24 protein-coding genes are annotated in these 15,840 nt (G+C 35.6%); 19 read left to right on the forward strand and 5 right to left on the reverse strand.

What is annotated here, in order from left to right; genetic code table 11:
- Nucleotides 1-222, reverse strand: a complete 222-nt coding sequence (locus tag G626_RS0106160; RefSeq protein WP_022931914.1) for a hypothetical protein — start codon at nt 220-222, stop codon at nt 1-3.
- A 148-nt stretch (nt 223-370) separates the two neighbouring features.
- Between G626_RS0106160 and G626_RS0106165 the strand changes: the two genes are divergently transcribed.
- The 13 genes from G626_RS0106165 (at nt 371) to G626_RS0106225 (ending at nt 9,301) form a co-directional block, all read left to right on the forward strand.
- Complete coding sequence (locus tag G626_RS0106165; protein WP_156003201.1) at nt 371-1,150, forward strand: hypothetical protein; 780 nt, start codon at nt 371-373, stop codon at nt 1,148-1,150.
- Between the two features lie 63 nt (nt 1,151-1,213).
- Nucleotides 1,214-2,716: a hypothetical protein gene (locus G626_RS0106170; protein ID WP_022931916.1), complete on the forward strand. Its 1,503-nt coding sequence runs from the start codon at nt 1,214-1,216 to the stop codon at nt 2,714-2,716.
- Between the two features lie 148 nt (nt 2,717-2,864).
- Nucleotides 2,865-3,131, forward strand: coding sequence for a hypothetical protein (locus tag G626_RS0106175; protein ID WP_027727009.1), 267 nt, complete (start codon nt 2,865-2,867; stop codon nt 3,129-3,131).
- The gene (locus G626_RS15600) at nt 3,131-3,709 is read left to right on the forward strand and encodes a hypothetical protein (protein WP_022931918.1); all 579 of its coding nucleotides are present in this window, start codon (nt 3,131-3,133) and stop codon (nt 3,707-3,709) included. Before G626_RS0106175 ends, G626_RS15600 begins: the two co-directional genes overlap by 1 nt.
- Nucleotides 3,706-3,924, forward strand: coding sequence for a hypothetical protein (locus G626_RS0106185; protein ID WP_022931919.1), 219 nt, complete (start codon nt 3,706-3,708; stop codon nt 3,922-3,924). The genes G626_RS15600 and G626_RS0106185 overlap by 4 nt, the downstream gene beginning before the upstream one ends.
- Entirely contained in the window at nt 3,899-4,195 is a 297-nt protein-coding gene (locus G626_RS0106190; protein ID WP_022931920.1) for a hypothetical protein, read from the forward strand. Before G626_RS0106185 ends, G626_RS0106190 begins: the two co-directional genes overlap by 26 nt.
- A gap of 7 nt (nt 4,196-4,202) precedes the next feature.
- Entirely contained in the window at nt 4,203-4,472 is a 270-nt protein-coding gene (locus G626_RS0106195; RefSeq protein ID WP_022931921.1) for a hypothetical protein, read from the forward strand.
- Nucleotides 4,469-5,023, forward strand: a complete 555-nt coding sequence (locus G626_RS0106200) for a hypothetical protein (protein WP_022931922.1) — start codon at nt 4,469-4,471, stop codon at nt 5,021-5,023. The genes G626_RS0106195 and G626_RS0106200 overlap by 4 nt, the downstream gene beginning before the upstream one ends.
- Before the next feature lies 1 nt (nt 5,024).
- Nucleotides 5,025-6,323 (forward strand): hypothetical protein, encoded by a 1,299-nt coding sequence (locus G626_RS0106205; protein WP_022931923.1) that lies wholly within the window; start codon nt 5,025-5,027, stop codon nt 6,321-6,323.
- Complete coding sequence (locus G626_RS0106210; RefSeq protein ID WP_022931924.1) at nt 6,320-6,616, forward strand: hypothetical protein; 297 nt, start codon at nt 6,320-6,322, stop codon at nt 6,614-6,616. Before G626_RS0106205 ends, G626_RS0106210 begins: the two co-directional genes overlap by 4 nt.
- The gene (locus tag G626_RS0106215) at nt 6,613-6,954 is read left to right on the forward strand and encodes a hypothetical protein (RefSeq protein WP_022931925.1); all 342 of its coding nucleotides are present in this window, start codon (nt 6,613-6,615) and stop codon (nt 6,952-6,954) included. The genes G626_RS0106210 and G626_RS0106215 overlap by 4 nt, the downstream gene beginning before the upstream one ends.
- Nucleotides 6,947-8,371, forward strand: a complete 1,425-nt coding sequence (locus G626_RS0106220; protein WP_022931926.1) for a DNA primase family protein — start codon at nt 6,947-6,949, stop codon at nt 8,369-8,371. Before G626_RS0106215 ends, G626_RS0106220 begins: the two co-directional genes overlap by 8 nt.
- 285 nt (nt 8,372-8,656) lie before the next feature.
- Nucleotides 8,657-9,301 carry a restriction endonuclease subunit S domain-containing protein gene (locus G626_RS0106225; protein ID WP_022931927.1) on the forward strand — a complete coding sequence of 215 codons (645 nt, stop codon included), beginning with the start codon at nt 8,657-8,659 and terminating at the stop codon, nt 9,299-9,301.
- Here G626_RS0106225 and G626_RS15605 read toward each other — a convergent pair.
- Genes G626_RS15605 through G626_RS0106240 form a run of 3 tightly spaced genes read right to left on the reverse strand, consistent with a single transcriptional unit; the run spans nt 9,298 to nt 11,544 of the window.
- Nucleotides 9,298-10,278: a WYL domain-containing protein gene (locus G626_RS15605; protein ID WP_022931928.1), complete on the reverse strand. Its 981-nt coding sequence runs from the start codon at nt 10,276-10,278 to the stop codon at nt 9,298-9,300. The genes G626_RS0106225 and G626_RS15605 overlap by 4 nt on opposite strands.
- Before the next feature lie 9 nt (nt 10,279-10,287).
- Complete coding sequence (locus G626_RS0106235) at nt 10,288-10,521, reverse strand: hypothetical protein (RefSeq protein ID WP_022931929.1); 234 nt, start codon at nt 10,519-10,521, stop codon at nt 10,288-10,290.
- A gap of 18 nt (nt 10,522-10,539) precedes the next feature.
- A complete protein-coding gene (locus tag G626_RS0106240) occupies nt 10,540-11,544 on the reverse strand; it encodes a PD-(D/E)XK nuclease family protein (protein ID WP_022931930.1) in 1,005 nt (334 codons plus the stop codon).
- A 102-nt stretch (nt 11,545-11,646) separates the two neighbouring features.
- Between G626_RS0106240 and G626_RS0106245 the strand changes: the two genes are divergently transcribed.
- The 4 genes from G626_RS0106245 to G626_RS15615 are packed head-to-tail and all read left to right on the forward strand — an operon-like array spanning nt 11,647 to nt 13,881.
- Nucleotides 11,647-12,252 (forward strand): hypothetical protein, encoded by a 606-nt coding sequence (locus tag G626_RS0106245; protein ID WP_022931931.1) that lies wholly within the window; start codon nt 11,647-11,649, stop codon nt 12,250-12,252.
- The gene (locus G626_RS15610) at nt 12,230-12,868 is read left to right on the forward strand and encodes a uracil-DNA glycosylase (RefSeq protein ID WP_022931932.1); all 639 of its coding nucleotides are present in this window, start codon (nt 12,230-12,232) and stop codon (nt 12,866-12,868) included. Before G626_RS0106245 ends, G626_RS15610 begins: the two co-directional genes overlap by 23 nt.
- Before the next feature lie 9 nt (nt 12,869-12,877).
- On the forward strand, nt 12,878-13,459 hold the full coding sequence (locus tag G626_RS0106255; RefSeq protein ID WP_022931933.1) for a hypothetical protein: 582 nt from the start codon (nt 12,878-12,880) through the stop codon (nt 13,457-13,459).
- Nucleotides 13,456-13,881, forward strand: a complete 426-nt coding sequence (locus G626_RS15615) for an NUDIX hydrolase (protein ID WP_022931934.1) — start codon at nt 13,456-13,458, stop codon at nt 13,879-13,881. The genes G626_RS0106255 and G626_RS15615 overlap by 4 nt, the downstream gene beginning before the upstream one ends.
- 3 nt (nt 13,882-13,884) lie before the next feature.
- Here G626_RS15615 and G626_RS0106265 read toward each other — a convergent pair whose 3' ends face one another.
- Nucleotides 13,885-14,856 (reverse strand): helix-turn-helix transcriptional regulator, encoded by a 972-nt coding sequence (locus G626_RS0106265; RefSeq protein ID WP_022931935.1) that lies wholly within the window; start codon nt 14,854-14,856, stop codon nt 13,885-13,887.
- 119 nt (nt 14,857-14,975) lie between these two features.
- Here G626_RS0106265 and G626_RS0106270 point away from each other — a divergent pair, with 119 nt between their 5' ends.
- Nucleotides 14,976-15,173, forward strand: coding sequence for a hypothetical protein (locus tag G626_RS0106270; RefSeq protein ID WP_022931936.1), 198 nt, complete (start codon nt 14,976-14,978; stop codon nt 15,171-15,173).
- A gap of 3 nt (nt 15,174-15,176) precedes the next feature.
- Nucleotides 15,177-15,818, forward strand: a complete 642-nt coding sequence (locus G626_RS0106275) for a hypothetical protein (protein ID WP_022931937.1) — start codon at nt 15,177-15,179, stop codon at nt 15,816-15,818.
- Nucleotides 15,819-15,840 lie beyond the last annotated feature (22 nt).

Here is a 15,840-nt window from a genome sequence, read left to right on the forward strand (position 1 = left end):
TTAGTCATCCCAGATTGCAGCATTATTAAATGTATCATCATCTTCTACTTCGTATGCATCATATGTTTTGCCATCCATTTCGAATGTGAAATCTGGCTTGTTTTCTTTCTTGTCACTTGGTTGTTTTATGATATAAATAATAATTGCAATGACTATCCAAAGAGGTGCTGCTTTTACGAGAAAGATTAATAATGCCAATAAAAATGCAAGGATGTAATCCATAGAGTTTTTCCTTGAATACGGTAATTATAAATCCGTAAATTATTACTGTCAAACAAGGATTCCTACAATAATTACCCTACAATAATTATTCCCACTAGTTAACCATAATTAACCCATAGGAAACGACATCTACCCTTAGAATAATCTCATGAGAATTCAAGGTAGAGACTGCACACTGACTGTTTCAAGAGACGGTGAATTAACTCCATTACCATACAGCGAGGAAACTGTAAGATTAACGTCGAAAGGCTACGTGCTGCCTGAATGTATCGGTAAAAGGAACAGAGAGAAAACTGTTATCACTCATAAGGAAATTGAAGGCTGCTTTATTACGCGGCTGGATTATTCTGTGATACAGTGCCTGTTCCTTTTGTTTTTTTATGACAACGAAAGCTTTGACCTTTATGCTGACCGCGGCTTTGAAAAAATCATTTACAGGAATGTGAACTTCCGGGCCTTTGAGCTACGCGGTATAAATGGCGAAGCTTTTAAGCTTAGAGTTGATGTAAAAAATTCGGAAGAATCTTTTACAGAAAACTGGTCTATGAATGTTCCTGACCTTTCCTGGCAGAAGCAGAGAACTTTCTTTTTTGACGGTCACTTCGTTATTGCAGATTTAGAATCGCTGCCTTTAGTTTACCGCTTTGAGCTTGCTGCTGATTATAAAAGCGATGCCAGGATTACTCTTAAACTTTATTTTCCACTCTCGGAAGAATGCTATCCCCTCTCTTCTAAAATTGAAAAGCTTACAATCTGGATTGATATGAAAGAAGGAATCTGGCTGGACCTTTATGACCTGGTGCCGATTTCTGATTTGTGTGATATAAACTGCGCGGACACTGTGCTTTGTAATCAGCTTTTTAAGGTGACTGGTATTATGGTTTTAAATATCAGAAACGCAGAACAGAATCTTCAGATTGTAATTTAGCGTTAACTATTAGGTAGTACAAATTAACACATAGGAAACGGGGTGTGGGCTTAAACTCTGAGTATGAAGTTTTATGAAGTTCCGCCAGAGGTTGAGAACGCAATCAAAAATACAGATAGTCGCCCCTTTGTAAGAGTTGTTTTTGAACTTAGTAGCGGAGACCTTTATATCCGCGACTCTGACATTCTTGAATGTGTGATGACTTCTTATAAAAACGAAGACGGCGGCATTGTAAATATGGGTGAAATCCTTCTGGATAACTCAAGAGATATTTACGATGTATTTTCCAATAACGAGTTTTGTCCTGGGCTTGGTGTTCAGATATGGTATTGCTTTGGCGAGAGAACTAATACTTTCTTCCGCTTTCATATGTTTGTGGATGATGACGGCTTTCAGCTTCAGATGACTGGCCATACAGATATGACTTGCAAGATAAGGCTGATAGATCTTTCTAAGAAACTTGATGATACAAAGCTGCAGAGAAACTGGACTGATGCTCAGGTAGTTGTTCACTCAATTGTTTGTGACAGAACGCATCCAGAAAATTCTCTTGTTCATATTATTGCGGCTCGCGGTGGAATTGGTGCTAACGAGATAAACTGCGGAACTCTTAATTTTGATATTCCTTATGTTGTTGTTGCAGGCTCTGCCTGGAAGGAGCTTTGTTCTCTGGCTAAGGCTTATAACGCTATTGTGGAATGTGGTAAGGATTTGACTCTGAGCTTTATTGAAAGCCCTTATGATTTACAGAATGAGTACAGCGAAGAAGCCTGCTTTAGTCTTAATGAAAATGAGATTACACATTTCCGCTTTTTTAATAACCGCGATAAGTATGCAAATAATGTACGTCTTAAATATACACGTTATGTTCAGACGGAACGCCAGGAACTCTGGTCTTATTCGGATGCACCTGTGTGGTACGACGAGAATATGCAGCCTTATTATCCTTTTACTGATGATTCAAGGAAGATAATTTCTGACAACGATTACGAGGCTATTTACACAGCAAAGAATGAGGAAGGAAAAACACGCAACGTTGTTTATGCGGATTCGATAGACAGTGAACAGGACTTCTTAGAGGCGATGGAAGTTACCGGCGAGGACAAGCCTGTTGTGATTCAGTACGACACGACTACTTATAAAGACCGTGCGATTGTGCAGCTGGGCCGCGATGGAAATCTTATTGGAGTTCGTAAAGCTGCTATCACAGGACGTGCAATCATTAGTGAAACTAACTACAGCGTATTTGTAAAAGATGATGATGAGATTGCGGCTCATGGGCAGATTGTAAGAAACATTACTTCTAAATATTTGAGTGATGATTTATTTGAGGCTGAGCCTTTCTGCCAGAGACGTGCAAAAGATTTTCTTAATGAATGTGTGAACTGCAAAGGCGCTTATTACCTTACAACTTATATTCCTCTTATTCATGCTCGTGTTGGTGCTTTTATGGATATGAGGCTTAAGGGTACAAGCAACTATAAGAAAGTGAGAATTGACGAGCTTACTTTCAGATATAAAAAGGAAGAGGCTTTTAGTAGTGAATTATGGGTAACAAGAGTTTAGAGGTGGTAAAGCTAAAAATTGCTTTCGCAATTTTTTTAACGCTTTGCTATAGAACAACGGCCGCCAGCGGCCTTACACATCTGAGATTTGGGTTACGCGAGTTTAAGGGAGGTGCGTTATAGAAAAAATTGAATTGCTGGTTGAGTCTATGAACGGCTTACAGGTTGAGCTTTCTGGATTCAGAGCTGAAATGAAAGAGTTTAAGAATGCTGTTGAAAAAAGGATGGATTGTTTGGATAACAGGTCCACTGCCTGCCAGTTTAATCCAAATGTTTGTGCAACGGCGAGGCGGCTTGAAGAGCATATTAAGGCGGACAACGGAAAAGCCGGAAGGAATATGGCGGTGATTGCCTGTGTGATTTCCTGCTTTAATGTGGCGATTACGGTGATTACTTTAATTGTTCGGGGGATGTGATGGATAACAATAATAATTTAAGAATGAGGCTGATGCTTGAAGCTGAAAAAGAAATTGTAGAAGGACTTAGCGAGGCAGAACGCTACCGCTACTTTCTTGGCCGCATGCAGTTTCTTCGTTATGAAAGCGGAAAGGAAAATCTTATAAGCTCGGACTGTTCTGGCTCGGTTTGTCTTGCCCTCTTGCTTGCGACTGGCTGTGCAATTCGTGTTACGGCAGATGCTTTGTTTAAGAAATATTTTACAAAGAAGAATCCGGAAAAGAATGATATTCAGGCAGCCTTCTTTATGACGCTTTATGACAGAAAGCTTGGAGCAAGACTTTATAAGGAAAATGAAATCTGCCATGTTGCTGGAGTTTGTGGCCGTGATGTTGTTCTAAACTGTGTGGAACCTTATTCAGAACTTCGTTCGCTTTCTGATATGAAGCCTTATTACCAGGCTAATGATTACAGAATTATTGTAAGAGGCTTAGACCGTGAAGCTTTGCAGAAAGCGAGTGACGACAATGTTGATTTGTTTGGAGCTGATTATCAGTTTGAGCAGATTCGAAATGCAATTGACGGAGTTCGCGGATGATTAGTTTTCGATTTCAAAGACTGGTTGAAAAGCTTTTGAGCGTGAAGTTTGTAATCTTTATTGTTGCGACTGTACTTCTTTGCTGCGGTGTACTTGGTGGTGCTGAATGGCTGACTGTGGCTCTTACGGTAATTGCCGGAAGAGAGATTCAGAAGTTTAAGGACTTTAAGTTTTCAAGGAAGGAAACGGATGAAGAAAATTTGGGTAGTGATTAAGAAAATCTTTATTTGGCTGGGGGCTGTGTTTGTGGCGATATTCACGGTTCTCTTTGTGAAAGAAAGACAGGTGGTTTCGACAGGTTCAACCACTGCGAAGGAGGATATTGATGAAATCAATGCTAAGGCTGCGGCTAAACGGGAGGAAACGGTTGCTCGTATTGAGCGTGCTGATGCTCGTGAGCTTGCAGAATCTTATGGCTCAGTCTGCGACGCAATCAACGACGGAAAAGAAAGATTCCGACAACGTTGCAAGCGAGCTGACAATTGAGGAAGTTATGGAAATTGCAGAAGAAGAAATTGAGCGTACTGCTCAAGAAGCTGTAAAAGCTGCTTTAATTGAAGTTGGCGGTGAGCTTGCTTATGAAAAAGAAAGAGCGGATGAACTTGAAAAACAAAAGCTTTCGTTGGAAGCAGAAAATAAACGATTAAAGGAAGAAGCCCAGAAAAAGAAGGCCCAGTTCTTTTATGGTGCTTTGATTGGTGGAACCGGCGGCGTGATTGTTACGTCGCTGGTGTTTGGACTTATTATGGGAGTATGTAAATGATTTCAAGTAAAGGAAAAGTTAGAGGCTTGGTTACTGTTACGGTTCGCGACTGTAATGGTCATGTAAAGTATTTTAAGAATGGATTCTGGCGTAATCTTTTTAAGCTGAAAGAACGCCCAATGATTTTCCGTCATCACAACACTATCACTAATCAGGGTGATGGAATGATTGCGGATCTTTTGATTTCGAATCCGACTCAGGACAAAGTTGATGCCACCAACGGCTATATGCGTGTTGGAACCGGTTGGACTGGAAGCACTCCAAAGAACAACACAGGAGTAAACACTCCTACTGGTTCTTTTAAAAAACTTGATTCTACTTATCCAAAAACTCAAGCTGCTTTTGGTTCTTCCGGACAGAATGTTGTTCTTTACCGCACAAGCTTTGCTGCAGGTGATTTGAATGCAAACGGAATTAACGAAGTTGCTTTGATGAACGGAAATACAGCTGCAGCTAAGTGCCTGGCTTATGCTCAGATTACTCCGAGCGTAAACGTGACTTCTGCAGACAGCCTTCAGATTGACTGGCAGATTACTGTAAGCGGAGCTTAATATGGGAACCACCATAGCGGGTAATCAGCATATAGGAACTAATTATCTTAAAAGCAATTATATCTGGAAACAAGGTCTTGGTGGAAAAACTGCGGATGTAGAGCTTTATGAAGAAGACTACATTTTTGTTTATGAGTTTTTTCCACCCTATGACCAGAGGGATGACGGAGAACTTGCGATAGAGTTTTATTATTACTATCGCAAACCGACTACTTCGGATTTCTGGAATTATTGTTATGACCCTGATTATTTTTACATTCTCCCTTTTGTTGCAGCAAGCAATGATGATACTCGTTGGGGACCTATCGGTAAATGGTGGGGAATAATAACTTATGACCATGACAAGATTTCTCTGGTCGGCCGCGATTCAGGATGGATTCATGTAACGCTACATGTTGATGAATATATTTGGGGAAGATATACAAAAAATGGACAAACATATGAAAATCCACTTTACTTTGGTATTTATTCTCCAATTCCTGTTTTTGTCTGGGATAATTCAGTTAGTGGAGGAATACCGGTAACACCTTACGACATTCTGTGGGATTATTCAGAGTTTGAAGATGATGATGTTTATGATGTTTTAACCGGAGGATATCTTGAAGACTGTTATGTAAGCAGGCGACAGATAAACGATTACCCGAGCTTCTATATAACTTTTCATGATGTTACGCCAGATAATTATAATTACGCTGTAAACGAACAGGCTGTCATAAATGTGAATTCTGCTGTGAACAGAAAATCTGTTTTGAAAAAGATTCTTAGTGAAATCAAAGCTATAACTGGAACTGCAGAAAAACATCAGCTGCATATAAGAAATGCCGGAAATCATAGGCTTGGAGTTTCTGACAGTTTTGCGAAGCGGATGTATTTTACTAGGCTTTTGTCTGAAACAAAAAGCATGACTACTCTTTTGAGTCGAAAGCATTTTATGACACGTCAGTTTAATGATGCCTTTGAGCCTATAGCTTTGAAAGATTATAAGAGACTTCTTTTTCGAAATAGTGAAGATGAAATTATTCTAATTGATTCTTCTGGAAAAAAATTGAGTTGGAAAAGATTATTAGAACTTCAACCTGATATAGAAACTGAAGTAATAAGAAAACAAATTGCATTTCGTGACACTGCAGATGGTGTATCTATATCTGCGTTGCCGTTTGCGTCACGCTTATTTTTTAGAGCCGTTCAAACAGTCATGAGTTTATGGGATTGGCTGCGTGGCAAAATCCGTGAGGCTAATAATGTGATGACTTTATTCTGTCCGATTGCGACAGAGATTGAACTGGAGTGTCGTATATGAAATGGCTTTTCAGAGCGAAATCAAAATTAAGAATTCTTATTGATACTAAATGCGACCTTTCGGGGTATGAGACTGTTTCTATCTGGGCGAGGAAGCCTGATGGAAATGTGGTGAACTTTCCTGCGGTTGTAAAAGATGTTGAGAACGGAATTATCTTTTACGACGTTGTAGATGAAAATGACATTGACCTTAAAGGCTGGTGGATCATCTGGCCGGAAGTTGTTTTTGATGATGACAGGACTGCAGCCGGAAGAGCTGTGAAAGTTTTTGTTCACGAGGCTGGCAGCTTATGAAAAGAAATATAAAGGTGTCACAGGATTACATTCCAATGGACTGCTGGAATGAGGCGAAAGAGTTTTATCTGACGCTTCGTGATGATGTAGATATTTATAAAAAGTTTAAAATCTTTCCAGATATGAAGCCAAGCGAAGAAGCTGAAAAGTTTGCGGCCTGGTTTACTTTGGAACGCTTTGTTGATTATCCTCGTTCTTTAATTTTGATTTATGAGCATATGGATGAAATTGATAAAAAGACCGGGGAATATGGTGTGCTGGATGGCTATGGGCAGCTTCAGTTTAAGCTGATTCAGATGTACAGACTTTTGAAAGAAAACGGAATGATAGATGAGTGAAATAGATTTTTCTAAAAATGAAAAAGCAGTCCTCGAAGAAATCGGTCTTGAAATGAAGGCGAATAAATACGTAAGCGGTGAAATGCAGTTTACCGACCTTACGAATACGCTTTATTTTCTGAGGGCTTATGAGGACACTATCCGCTACTGTATTACCTGGGATAAGTTTCTTGTTTGGAACGGAACTAACTGGGAAATTGATGCCCGCGGTTTTGTGCAGGAGCGTATTCCGATTTTCATTCATCAGATGTACAGAATTATGCGTTTTATAAATGACCGCATTCTTAAAGCCGATTTTGAAAAGCATCTTATTAAGAGTGAAAGTTTCCGCCGTATTCAGGCAATCGTAGGACTTTTGAAAATGCAGCCTTCTATCAAGGTTATTGAAAAAGAACTTGATACTGATATCTATCTTTTTAATGTTGAGGGGCTCACGCTGAATTTGAAAACCGGAAAAGCGAAAGAGCCGAATATTAAAAATCTGATTACGAAGAAGAGCCGCTTTATTTATGAAAAGGATGCAGAGTGTCCTACCTGGAATCTTTTTTTAATGCAGATATTCAATAAGGATTTGCAACTTATCCGCTTTATTCAAAAAGCTATGGGTTACGCTTTGAGCGGCGATGTAAGCGAACAGTGTCTTTTTATTTTGTGGGGAACAGGTGCCAATGGTAAATCAACTTTCTTAAATGTAATGCTTGAGCTCTTTGGAGATTATGCTTTAAGCACAGGCATTGAAACCTTTATGAAAAAGAACTCTGAACAGAGTAACGATATTGCCCGACTTAAAGGAATGAGGCTTGTTACCACAAGTGAAATTGAACAGGGCCGCCAGATTAGCGAAAGCCTTATCAAAATGGTTACCGGTGAAGATGCTCTTACTGCTAGGTTCTTGTATGGCGAATATTTTTCTTTTAAGCCGACCTTTAAGATTTTTATGGCAACAAATCATAAGCCGAAAATCCGAGGAGCTGATAACGGTATCTGGCGTCGTATTAAAATGATTCCTTTTACAGTGACTATTCCTCCTGAGCAGAGAGATAAGAACCTGACTGAAAAATTGATTGCAGAAAACTCCGGAATCCTGAACTGGCTTTTGAAAGGCTATGCGATGTGGAAGAAAGAAGGACTTGAAGAACCAGCTGCAGTAAGAGAAGCAAACGAAGAATACAGAATGGATATGGATAGCGTAGGAACTTTCGTGACTGACTGCCTGGAGCTGGATGCGTCTTTACAGTGGCGACTTCCTACAAATCTTCTTTATCAGACTTATATCAAATGGTGCAGCAAAAACAATGAGCGTGTGATGAGCCAGAAATGGCTTGGTATGAGAATGAGTGAGAAAGGTTTTAAGCGTGTTATTACAAATGGACAGAGGCTCTGGTGCGGGCTGGCTGTGAAACTAGAATGGAGATAGCTTAGTGCAAGAGGCCCTCCCCGATAGCAAAGGGCGTGAGAGTTGGACATCGGAGAGAGTTTGGAAGCTGATTACAAGTGAGAAATAATTTTTTTTTGAAGTCTGTATCATACATGATATACTTATTCATAGTAATATATAGTTACTAGGAGGAATAAGCTATGGCTTCAAAATGTAAATATTGTGGTTCTACAAGTTACGGTAGTGGATGTATGAAAAGTCCAACTAAAAAACATGAACACATTGACGATGAAAAACACTGTGTTTTTTGTGGTTTAGCTTCTTATGGTAGTGGATGTATGCATAGCCCAACAAAAAAACATTATCATGGTTCTGGTGGAAATAAATGCCGCTGGTGTGGAAGTTTATCAACTGGTACAGGTTGTATGCATAGCCCAACAAAAATACATGAAAGATAAAATACCTTTTGTTCCGCTTAAGGAAATTGCCACAATAAATCAAGGACTCTCTGTAAGGTCTAAAATATGGAAATCTTCTACAAGAGAAGAAATAGAAGACTTGTATGGACTACAGAAGAATGATGTTGTAATTCTTAGAAAGATGTACTCTAATGGCAAGAAAATTGCTGCACTCGTAAAAGACACAAAAATTGTGGTAGTTCCAAGCGGTGCTTCTTTGATTATTCGTCCTGACACAACTAAGATTTTTCCACTTTATCTAAAAGCATTTTTGGAATTCCTACCATCTGATAAAGTTTTTAAAGAACTAAATATTACAAGTAAGAAATATCTTTTATCAAAAGGCAGTCTTTCAAAACTTCTTATACCATTGCCAACATTAGAAGAACAGATTGCACTTTCAAATAAATATGACAAAGTAAAAACTGTAGATTTAGAACACCGCTATTGTAACCCAATTATTGAACAATATGATTCATTAAGAAAACATTTTTGGAATTGTTACAATTAGATTTCTGCCAATTTTGACATTTCACGGATTTTATCTTTCCAGCGTTGAACAAACACCTCTGGCTCAATCGGCTTTGCATCAGATCCGCAGGATAATATCCATTCAAGAATCTTATCATCCTGGCTTGATGTAAATGTAAGTGTTGTTTTATTTTCAGAAGCTTCTAATACCTGGTCTTCTGCCCATTTATTTTCACTAATCCATATTTGTGTATTACCGTAAAACTCAATTTTATATTTTACCGGGTTTTTGAAAGTATAAGCACCGAATTTGCTAAAACCGTGTTTAAGTGAAAACTCATAAACTGCTGGTAAATCAAAACTTTCGTTATTTTTCAATCGGATTTCTTCCATACGTCTAAGAATAAAAAGACGGTCATCTTGCTTTTCTTCATCATAGCCGTAAAGATAACAGGTGCCATTATCGAGTAAAAGCTGATACGGTCGAACAACACGATTTTTTCTTTCATCACCATGCCAGCGGCCTTTGTAATAAAACTGAATTTTAAGATTTTGTGACATATAATCAAAAATCTTTGAAAACTTTTTCTGATCCTCTTTGTTGTATTCTGGCTTGGGTGGAACTGCAATGCGAGAAAAATCTTCAATAGGCATTTCAGCAAGCTCTTCAATCTTATCAATAACAGTTTTATATAGTGGTGTATTCTGATATTGCTCCAAAAGTGATTTCATAATTCCAAGCGAACCATAATCTAATAATGAATCAATTTTGATATGTTCTGCAGACTTCCAGTTATTATCCATTCGGAATGTAAGTTTGTGCTTATCAAATGTAATAATATGTTCGCCACTAATTTTAGAAAGTTCGCGTCCAAGAGTTGCTGAACTTCCAATGCCTTCTTTTTGAAGAGTTGTTTTATTTATTATTTCATTCTTAATTTCTGCCTTCTGGATGAGGCGGATTATTTTATTTATACGGTTATTGCGTTCTCTGCTGATTGATTTATCATAATACATAATAAAAACCTATTTTTTAATTGATTTTACATTTATTTTTTTTAGTGAGAATAAGAGATTTTTTCCTGTAGCTATACTTTTATTCATTAGTTCTTCAAACTTATCTGATATTTCGTAAACATCATTTTCAAAGCAATATACACAACCTTCACAATAATCAATAATAAAATAGCCACCGAATTTTTGAGTAAAATCTTTTGTAAGTTGACTATCAATTATGCTTAAAAATTCTGACTCATCCATATTAGTAAACCTTTGCTTCTACTTTGTAAAAACTTCAATATCTTTTAAATCTTTTGAATAACGACGAACTATTTTCTTATTTGCCATATCAGGATAATAAAGAATATTCCTTGATTCGCAATTATCTTCTTTGACATTGTAATGAATACGATTTTTTTCATTAACAGTGATTTCATATAACAAACATGATAATTGACTCTGGTTTATATCTTCATTGCATTTATCTTTTATATATTTTGTAAATGATTTTCTTATTTCTGATTTTTCATAATCTTTATTAAATTCATAAGCTTGAATAAAATCAATGAAGTGTTCGCGTGTTGGCTTTCCATAATTTTTTCTTTCCTCACGGTCTGACTTTTCTTCCAAGGCACTTTTAAAATCAGTCTTTATAAATGCTAGAAATGATTTTATAAGGAATTTTGAATCTTCTGAAATAGGATCAATTTCACCTATGCGCTCTTGATCTAATATCTGTAAAACTTTTCTTTGTATAGATTTTTCACCTTTCCAGAATAAATGTATTTTCTTCTCATAATTGAATGTATTAAATTCTTGTTCTGATTTATTTGAATCTTCTAATGTCAAGAAACAGAAATAGATTTCAGTTTTCCATTCATTTTCATGATACTCTTTTTGTAAGCCTTCTAATTCTTCCTTTAATTGATTATCGTTTTTCTGTATCGAATTGTCGGTTATTTTATTTTCAATACAAAGAGAATAAATAGGTTCAGTTTTATCTTCATCGTAAAATTCAATTACAATATCGATATCGCGTCTTTTATTGCCTAAGAAAACTGAATATTCAGGATTAATTTTTACATCATACTGAGTTAAATCAGCAAGTTTTATTTTATTAAAGAAGTTTTGATTCACTTCCTTAAAATCCAATAAAATTGATTTTAATAATAAATCTGAAAGACCATGGTCTTCGTTAAAATCTAGAAGATATGCAAGAAATGAAGAGATATTTGGTTCTTTTATACTTCCATCATAAGACGAAAGAATCTTAAAAATATTCATATTTTAATTCTGAAATAAAATTATAAAAAAATCAACTCCGTATCATCAATGATATAGATTTTCATGCTATAATAATTATATAAAGAATAAAGGGGGGAAATTATGATTCCATTATTATCAGAAGATTTTGCAGCTTTTCACATTGAAAACTTTCTTACAATGACAGATGTTTATTGTGGTTTATACGATGAAGAATATACAACCGAAGAAGCTAAAAATCCAATACGTGTAAAATGGGCTTTTGCAGCTCAATTTTGTAATGATTTAAGCAAAAAACATAATTTAGAACCCTGTTATTATTTAAATGGTGAGCCTATATCTGCTATTAATTTTGATATTACAGGAAAAGACTTTGAATGCAGATATGAGAATAATGGCTGGAGGCTCCCGACTAAAGATGAAGCAAAACTGCCTATTTTTGGATTATATGGAGATATGATTCAAAGAGAAGGATGGGAATGGACTAACGAAGATGGTGAATGGCTTACCGGTGAAAGCAAAATAATAGTACGTGCAAGTGATGATTCTGACTTGGAAAAAGGTATTTGCAAATTAGAGAAAACTAATTCTGATCCTGAAGAAAAAAGAGGCTTCCGTTTATGCAGAGGTATTAAGGATGCTCAATTTGCAGGCGGATATTCTCCTATTGTTAATAAAAAACTTACACCGGAAGATGAGGAAATATATGGACGAAAAATGCATAGATAATTTTATAAACAAATTAAGGGATTGTGATTTTTCTTTTACACAACCTGTTGAAAACATATATTCCAGAAATGTTGAAGGAAATGAGAATACCTTTAATAATCTGAGGTTATATTTAAATAAAATGAAAGATATAAAGCCAAAGTATCTCTTGATTGGAGAAGCACCTGGATATAACGGCTGTAGATGGAGTGGAATACCATTTGTTTCTGAACGTATCTTACGGGACAATAATTTCTTTGGACTAGAAAATGGATATAAAGTTAGAAATGACAATAAACCACAATCTGAAGCTTCTGCAACAATTGTGTGGAACTGTTTAAATGAAATTGGAATCTTTCCTCTTATTTGGAATGCATTTCCTTTCCACCCATATCAAAAGGAAAAAACTAAATCTAACAGAACTCCTAACAAAGAAGAATTAGTTTTTGGTAAAGATGTACTAAAAGATATTTTACAATTGTTTAATATTGAACCAACTAATGTAATTGCTGTTGGGAAAAAAGCAAAAGAAAGTCTTGAAACATTTCCAGAATTTGAAACCATAAAATGTATAAGGCATCCTGCAAATGGCGGAAAAGCTGATTTTGTAAAAGGACTCAAAACTTATTTGATATAGGACAACTCAATGGATAAGTTAGTAAAGAAAGAAGTTTTGACAGTTTATATTTCTCAATTTACGTTGATTGCTGTTGCACTTTTTTGCTGCATTGTACCTTTGTTTTCTGAGTCTCCATATTTGACTGGCTGGAAAGCAATTTCTGGATTATGCATATTAGCAAGTATTTTTGTTGTAAATATTTTTTATATGACTACACAATTCCAAGGAAAGAAAAGCCTTCTTCCTGGAAAAATTGCACTTGAATGTATGGGCGAAATGTTTTTCAGAATCGACGAAAACTGTAATAAAGGCCTATTTTCAAAGGAAGATACAGAGAACTGTAAACAGAGATATAATAACGTATTAAAATGGCTTGGAAGATTTGATTCTCTTGCTGTACCTTTAATGATTTTTGATTGTGTTGTAATTGGATTATCAATAATCGGAATCATCATTTTACAAATTTCAAAACATCAGATTTTATTTTGTTCTCTTTATGGAGTTGCTGGATTCTTTATCGTAATGCAGACGGCTTATCTTTTTATTTCTTCACTATTCTTATGGAAAACTGTATTAGCCTGGATTGAGAGATTAAGAAATATAAAATGAAAAAATATAAAGGAGCAGGAATTGCTCTGTTAAAAAAACAAAATAATGACTATGCATTTCTTTTAGGAAAACGGACCATAAAACCGGATAAAGGAAAATGGTCTATTCCTGGCGGTAGATTTGAGCAAACTGATATTTCATTATTTGAAGCTGCTATTAGAGAACTACGAGAAGAAACAGGAATTAACTTAACTAACAATGAAAAAGATGCAGTAGTATGTAGTTTTCATTATCCGTTTTTTGAATGGAAAACTTTTATGTATGAAGTTGATTCTTATTTCCTTGCACCAAAGATACTCGGCTATGAGTTTTCGGAAATAAGATTTATTCCCTTAAAAGAGATACAGAAATATAAATTGGCTTTTGGAGTAAGGAAAGAAATTAGAAGATTCTTAAAGAATAAAACTATTTCTTATACTTAATTTTCATAACACCATTTTAGCCATTTCAACAGCATGTTTTTTCCATTCTTTTACTAACCATTCCGGTTCAAGCGGTTTTGCATTGCAACCATTAGAAAGAACCCAAGCTTTGATTTTTAGAAATTGTGTAGAATCAAACTCAATTATTGTTTTGTTTTCTTCATCTTTAATAATTTGGTTTTCAGCCCATTTGCGTTCTTTAACAACCATTTGAGCTTCTCGATAGAATTCAATTTTGTAGTGTTCTGATTTTTGTTTGAAAACTGCTCCAAAGTTACCGTCAACAAGACGATTACTAAATTCAAAATCGTCTGGTAACTCAAAGTCTTCATCTGTTACGACTACATTCCGCATACGAACTAAAGAAAATATTCTTTCTGCATTACGAAGTTCATCAAACCCGAAAAGATAACAAACACCATCATCAAGAACAAGTTGATAAGGTCTTAACTTACGCTGTTCAGTCTGTTTGCCCCAGCGGTCAGTGTAATCAAATTGTAAAATATGATTTTTATTTAGCGCATCCTGAATTTCATTCCAAATATCTTGATTTACTGTTGTTTCTACGGTTGGCGCTACTGTAATTCGGTTAAGAAGCTCAGCATTTTTACCGTTCATTGCAGATGAAAGTAAATCCAATACGGAACAGGCATCTTCATACACTGGTGTATTCTTGTAATGAGATAACAAGACTTTTGCAGAAAGTAAAACTCGAAGATCATTTTCAGAAAGATAGTTCTGCAAAGTTGGTTCAAACGGTTCTGTATAATAGTAACCTTTCTGTGCGTAGTCATATTCAATTGGCGCATACATTCTATCGCGCATATAATCCAAGTCACGGCTAATTGTTGCTATTCCTGATTCCAGGTCAAATGCAAGCTGTTTTGTATTAGGATAACAACCGCTTTTAATTTTGCGGTGAATATATGAAATGCGTTCTAACATACGATATGTAATCTTTGTCTGTGTGTTCATAGCTTTATTATAACACGAAAGTCTATCATAATGTGAGAGAGTGAAAAAAATTTACTCTATCGTTTAATGAGAGTTTGAATAATATATATTATAATAAAAATATAACAGGAGGATTTGCTATGGGAGCAAAAGAAATCGTTTATTACGAAACAACAAAAACTTACGAAGGAGTTCCAAAGGGTCTTAGATTTAAGGTTGTATTGGACAATTCTAAGCATATTGATTTATGCATTAAAGAAGGACTTTCAGAAGAAACAGGACTTCCAATTTCTAAACTTTCATCTCTTGGAAATTTTGGTGTTCAAGAGGCTGATTAATTTATGAATGCAGAAGTAATATTAAGAACTCTTAGTAATACTGATGTACGGATAGCAGAAATATATGATAAAAGATCCAATAACCTTGATTATGTTATTATGTATTTCTGCTACAATCCGGAAAATCACCAGCAAATAGAAAAACAAATCAATGAGTATAGAAATAATAAAGAAACTTGCTTAATTGGGAGTATTAAAACGAATAATGATACTTTCTTTGATTCTGAGAAATTAGCATCTTTATTTGATGTACATCTAAATGCTGCAACTGATTCTGATTTTGAAGATTTAATGGATTTCTGCATTTCTACTGAAGAATCTGCCGTTCATTGTGAAATTAATGATTTCAAATCACAACCTGGAACTGATATTATTGTTTATACAGCTCAAAATAATTCAATTGAAAAATTAATAGAAAATATTAAAACCAAAACAGAAGAAAAATATCCAAAGGTTGTTGTTTCTCTTATGACCAATGGCCGGGAATTACAGATTTCGGAAGTAAAAGAAATTATGGATTCCTTATCAAGAAATCTGACAGATGATGCACAATGTATGTTGAATACCTGTGAATGCATGGAAAAATTAAAGAAAGAAGAAATTAAGGTAACTGTAATTTTCTTTGAAAAGAAAACACAAGATTAAAAACAATGGTATAATAAGTATT

This window comes from Treponema bryantii NK4A124, from assembly GCF_000421345.1.
In the GTDB taxonomy this organism is placed as follows: Bacteria; Spirochaetota; Spirochaetia; order Treponematales; family Treponemataceae; genus Treponema_D; species Treponema_D bryantii_B.

Coding starts and splice junctions, on each gene's coding strand:
- G626_RS0106160 (WP_022931914.1), bottom strand. CDS start 222: ATGGATTACATCCTTGCATTTTTATTGGCATTATTAATCTTTCTCGTA.
- G626_RS0106165 (WP_156003201.1), top strand. CDS start 371: ATGAGAATTCAAGGTAGAGACTGCACACTGACTGTTTCAAGAGACGGT.
- G626_RS0106170 (WP_022931916.1), top strand. CDS start 1,214: ATGAAGTTTTATGAAGTTCCGCCAGAGGTTGAGAACGCAATCAAAAAT.
- G626_RS0106175 (WP_027727009.1), top strand. CDS start 2,865: ATGAACGGCTTACAGGTTGAGCTTTCTGGATTCAGAGCTGAAATGAAA.
- G626_RS15600 (WP_022931918.1), top strand. CDS start 3,131: ATGGATAACAATAATAATTTAAGAATGAGGCTGATGCTTGAAGCTGAA.
- G626_RS0106185 (WP_022931919.1), top strand. CDS start 3,706: ATGATTAGTTTTCGATTTCAAAGACTGGTTGAAAAGCTTTTGAGCGTG.
- G626_RS0106190 (WP_022931920.1), top strand. CDS start 3,899: ATGAAGAAAATTTGGGTAGTGATTAAGAAAATCTTTATTTGGCTGGGG.
- G626_RS0106195 (WP_022931921.1), top strand. CDS start 4,203: ATGGAAATTGCAGAAGAAGAAATTGAGCGTACTGCTCAAGAAGCTGTA.
- G626_RS0106200 (WP_022931922.1), top strand. CDS start 4,469: ATGATTTCAAGTAAAGGAAAAGTTAGAGGCTTGGTTACTGTTACGGTT.
- G626_RS0106205 (WP_022931923.1), top strand. CDS start 5,025: ATGGGAACCACCATAGCGGGTAATCAGCATATAGGAACTAATTATCTT.
- G626_RS0106210 (WP_022931924.1), top strand. CDS start 6,320: ATGAAATGGCTTTTCAGAGCGAAATCAAAATTAAGAATTCTTATTGAT.
- G626_RS0106215 (WP_022931925.1), top strand. CDS start 6,613: ATGAAAAGAAATATAAAGGTGTCACAGGATTACATTCCAATGGACTGC.
- G626_RS0106220 (WP_022931926.1), top strand. CDS start 6,947: ATGAGTGAAATAGATTTTTCTAAAAATGAAAAAGCAGTCCTCGAAGAA.
- G626_RS0106225 (WP_022931927.1), top strand. CDS start 8,657: ATGGTAGTGGATGTATGCATAGCCCAACAAAAAAACATTATCATGGTT.
- G626_RS15605 (WP_022931928.1), bottom strand. CDS start 10,278: ATGTATTATGATAAATCAATCAGCAGAGAACGCAATAACCGTATAAAT.
- G626_RS0106235 (WP_022931929.1), bottom strand. CDS start 10,521: ATGGATGAGTCAGAATTTTTAAGCATAATTGATAGTCAACTTACAAAA.
- G626_RS0106240 (WP_022931930.1), bottom strand. CDS start 11,544: ATGAATATTTTTAAGATTCTTTCGTCTTATGATGGAAGTATAAAAGAA.
- G626_RS0106245 (WP_022931931.1), top strand. CDS start 11,647: ATGATTCCATTATTATCAGAAGATTTTGCAGCTTTTCACATTGAAAAC.
- G626_RS15610 (WP_022931932.1), top strand. CDS start 12,230: ATGGACGAAAAATGCATAGATAATTTTATAAACAAATTAAGGGATTGT.
- G626_RS0106255 (WP_022931933.1), top strand. CDS start 12,878: ATGGATAAGTTAGTAAAGAAAGAAGTTTTGACAGTTTATATTTCTCAA.
- G626_RS15615 (WP_022931934.1), top strand. CDS start 13,456: ATGAAAAAATATAAAGGAGCAGGAATTGCTCTGTTAAAAAAACAAAAT.
- G626_RS0106265 (WP_022931935.1), bottom strand. CDS start 14,856: ATGAACACACAGACAAAGATTACATATCGTATGTTAGAACGCATTTCA.
- G626_RS0106270 (WP_022931936.1), top strand. CDS start 14,976: ATGGGAGCAAAAGAAATCGTTTATTACGAAACAACAAAAACTTACGAA.
- G626_RS0106275 (WP_022931937.1), top strand. CDS start 15,177: ATGAATGCAGAAGTAATATTAAGAACTCTTAGTAATACTGATGTACGG.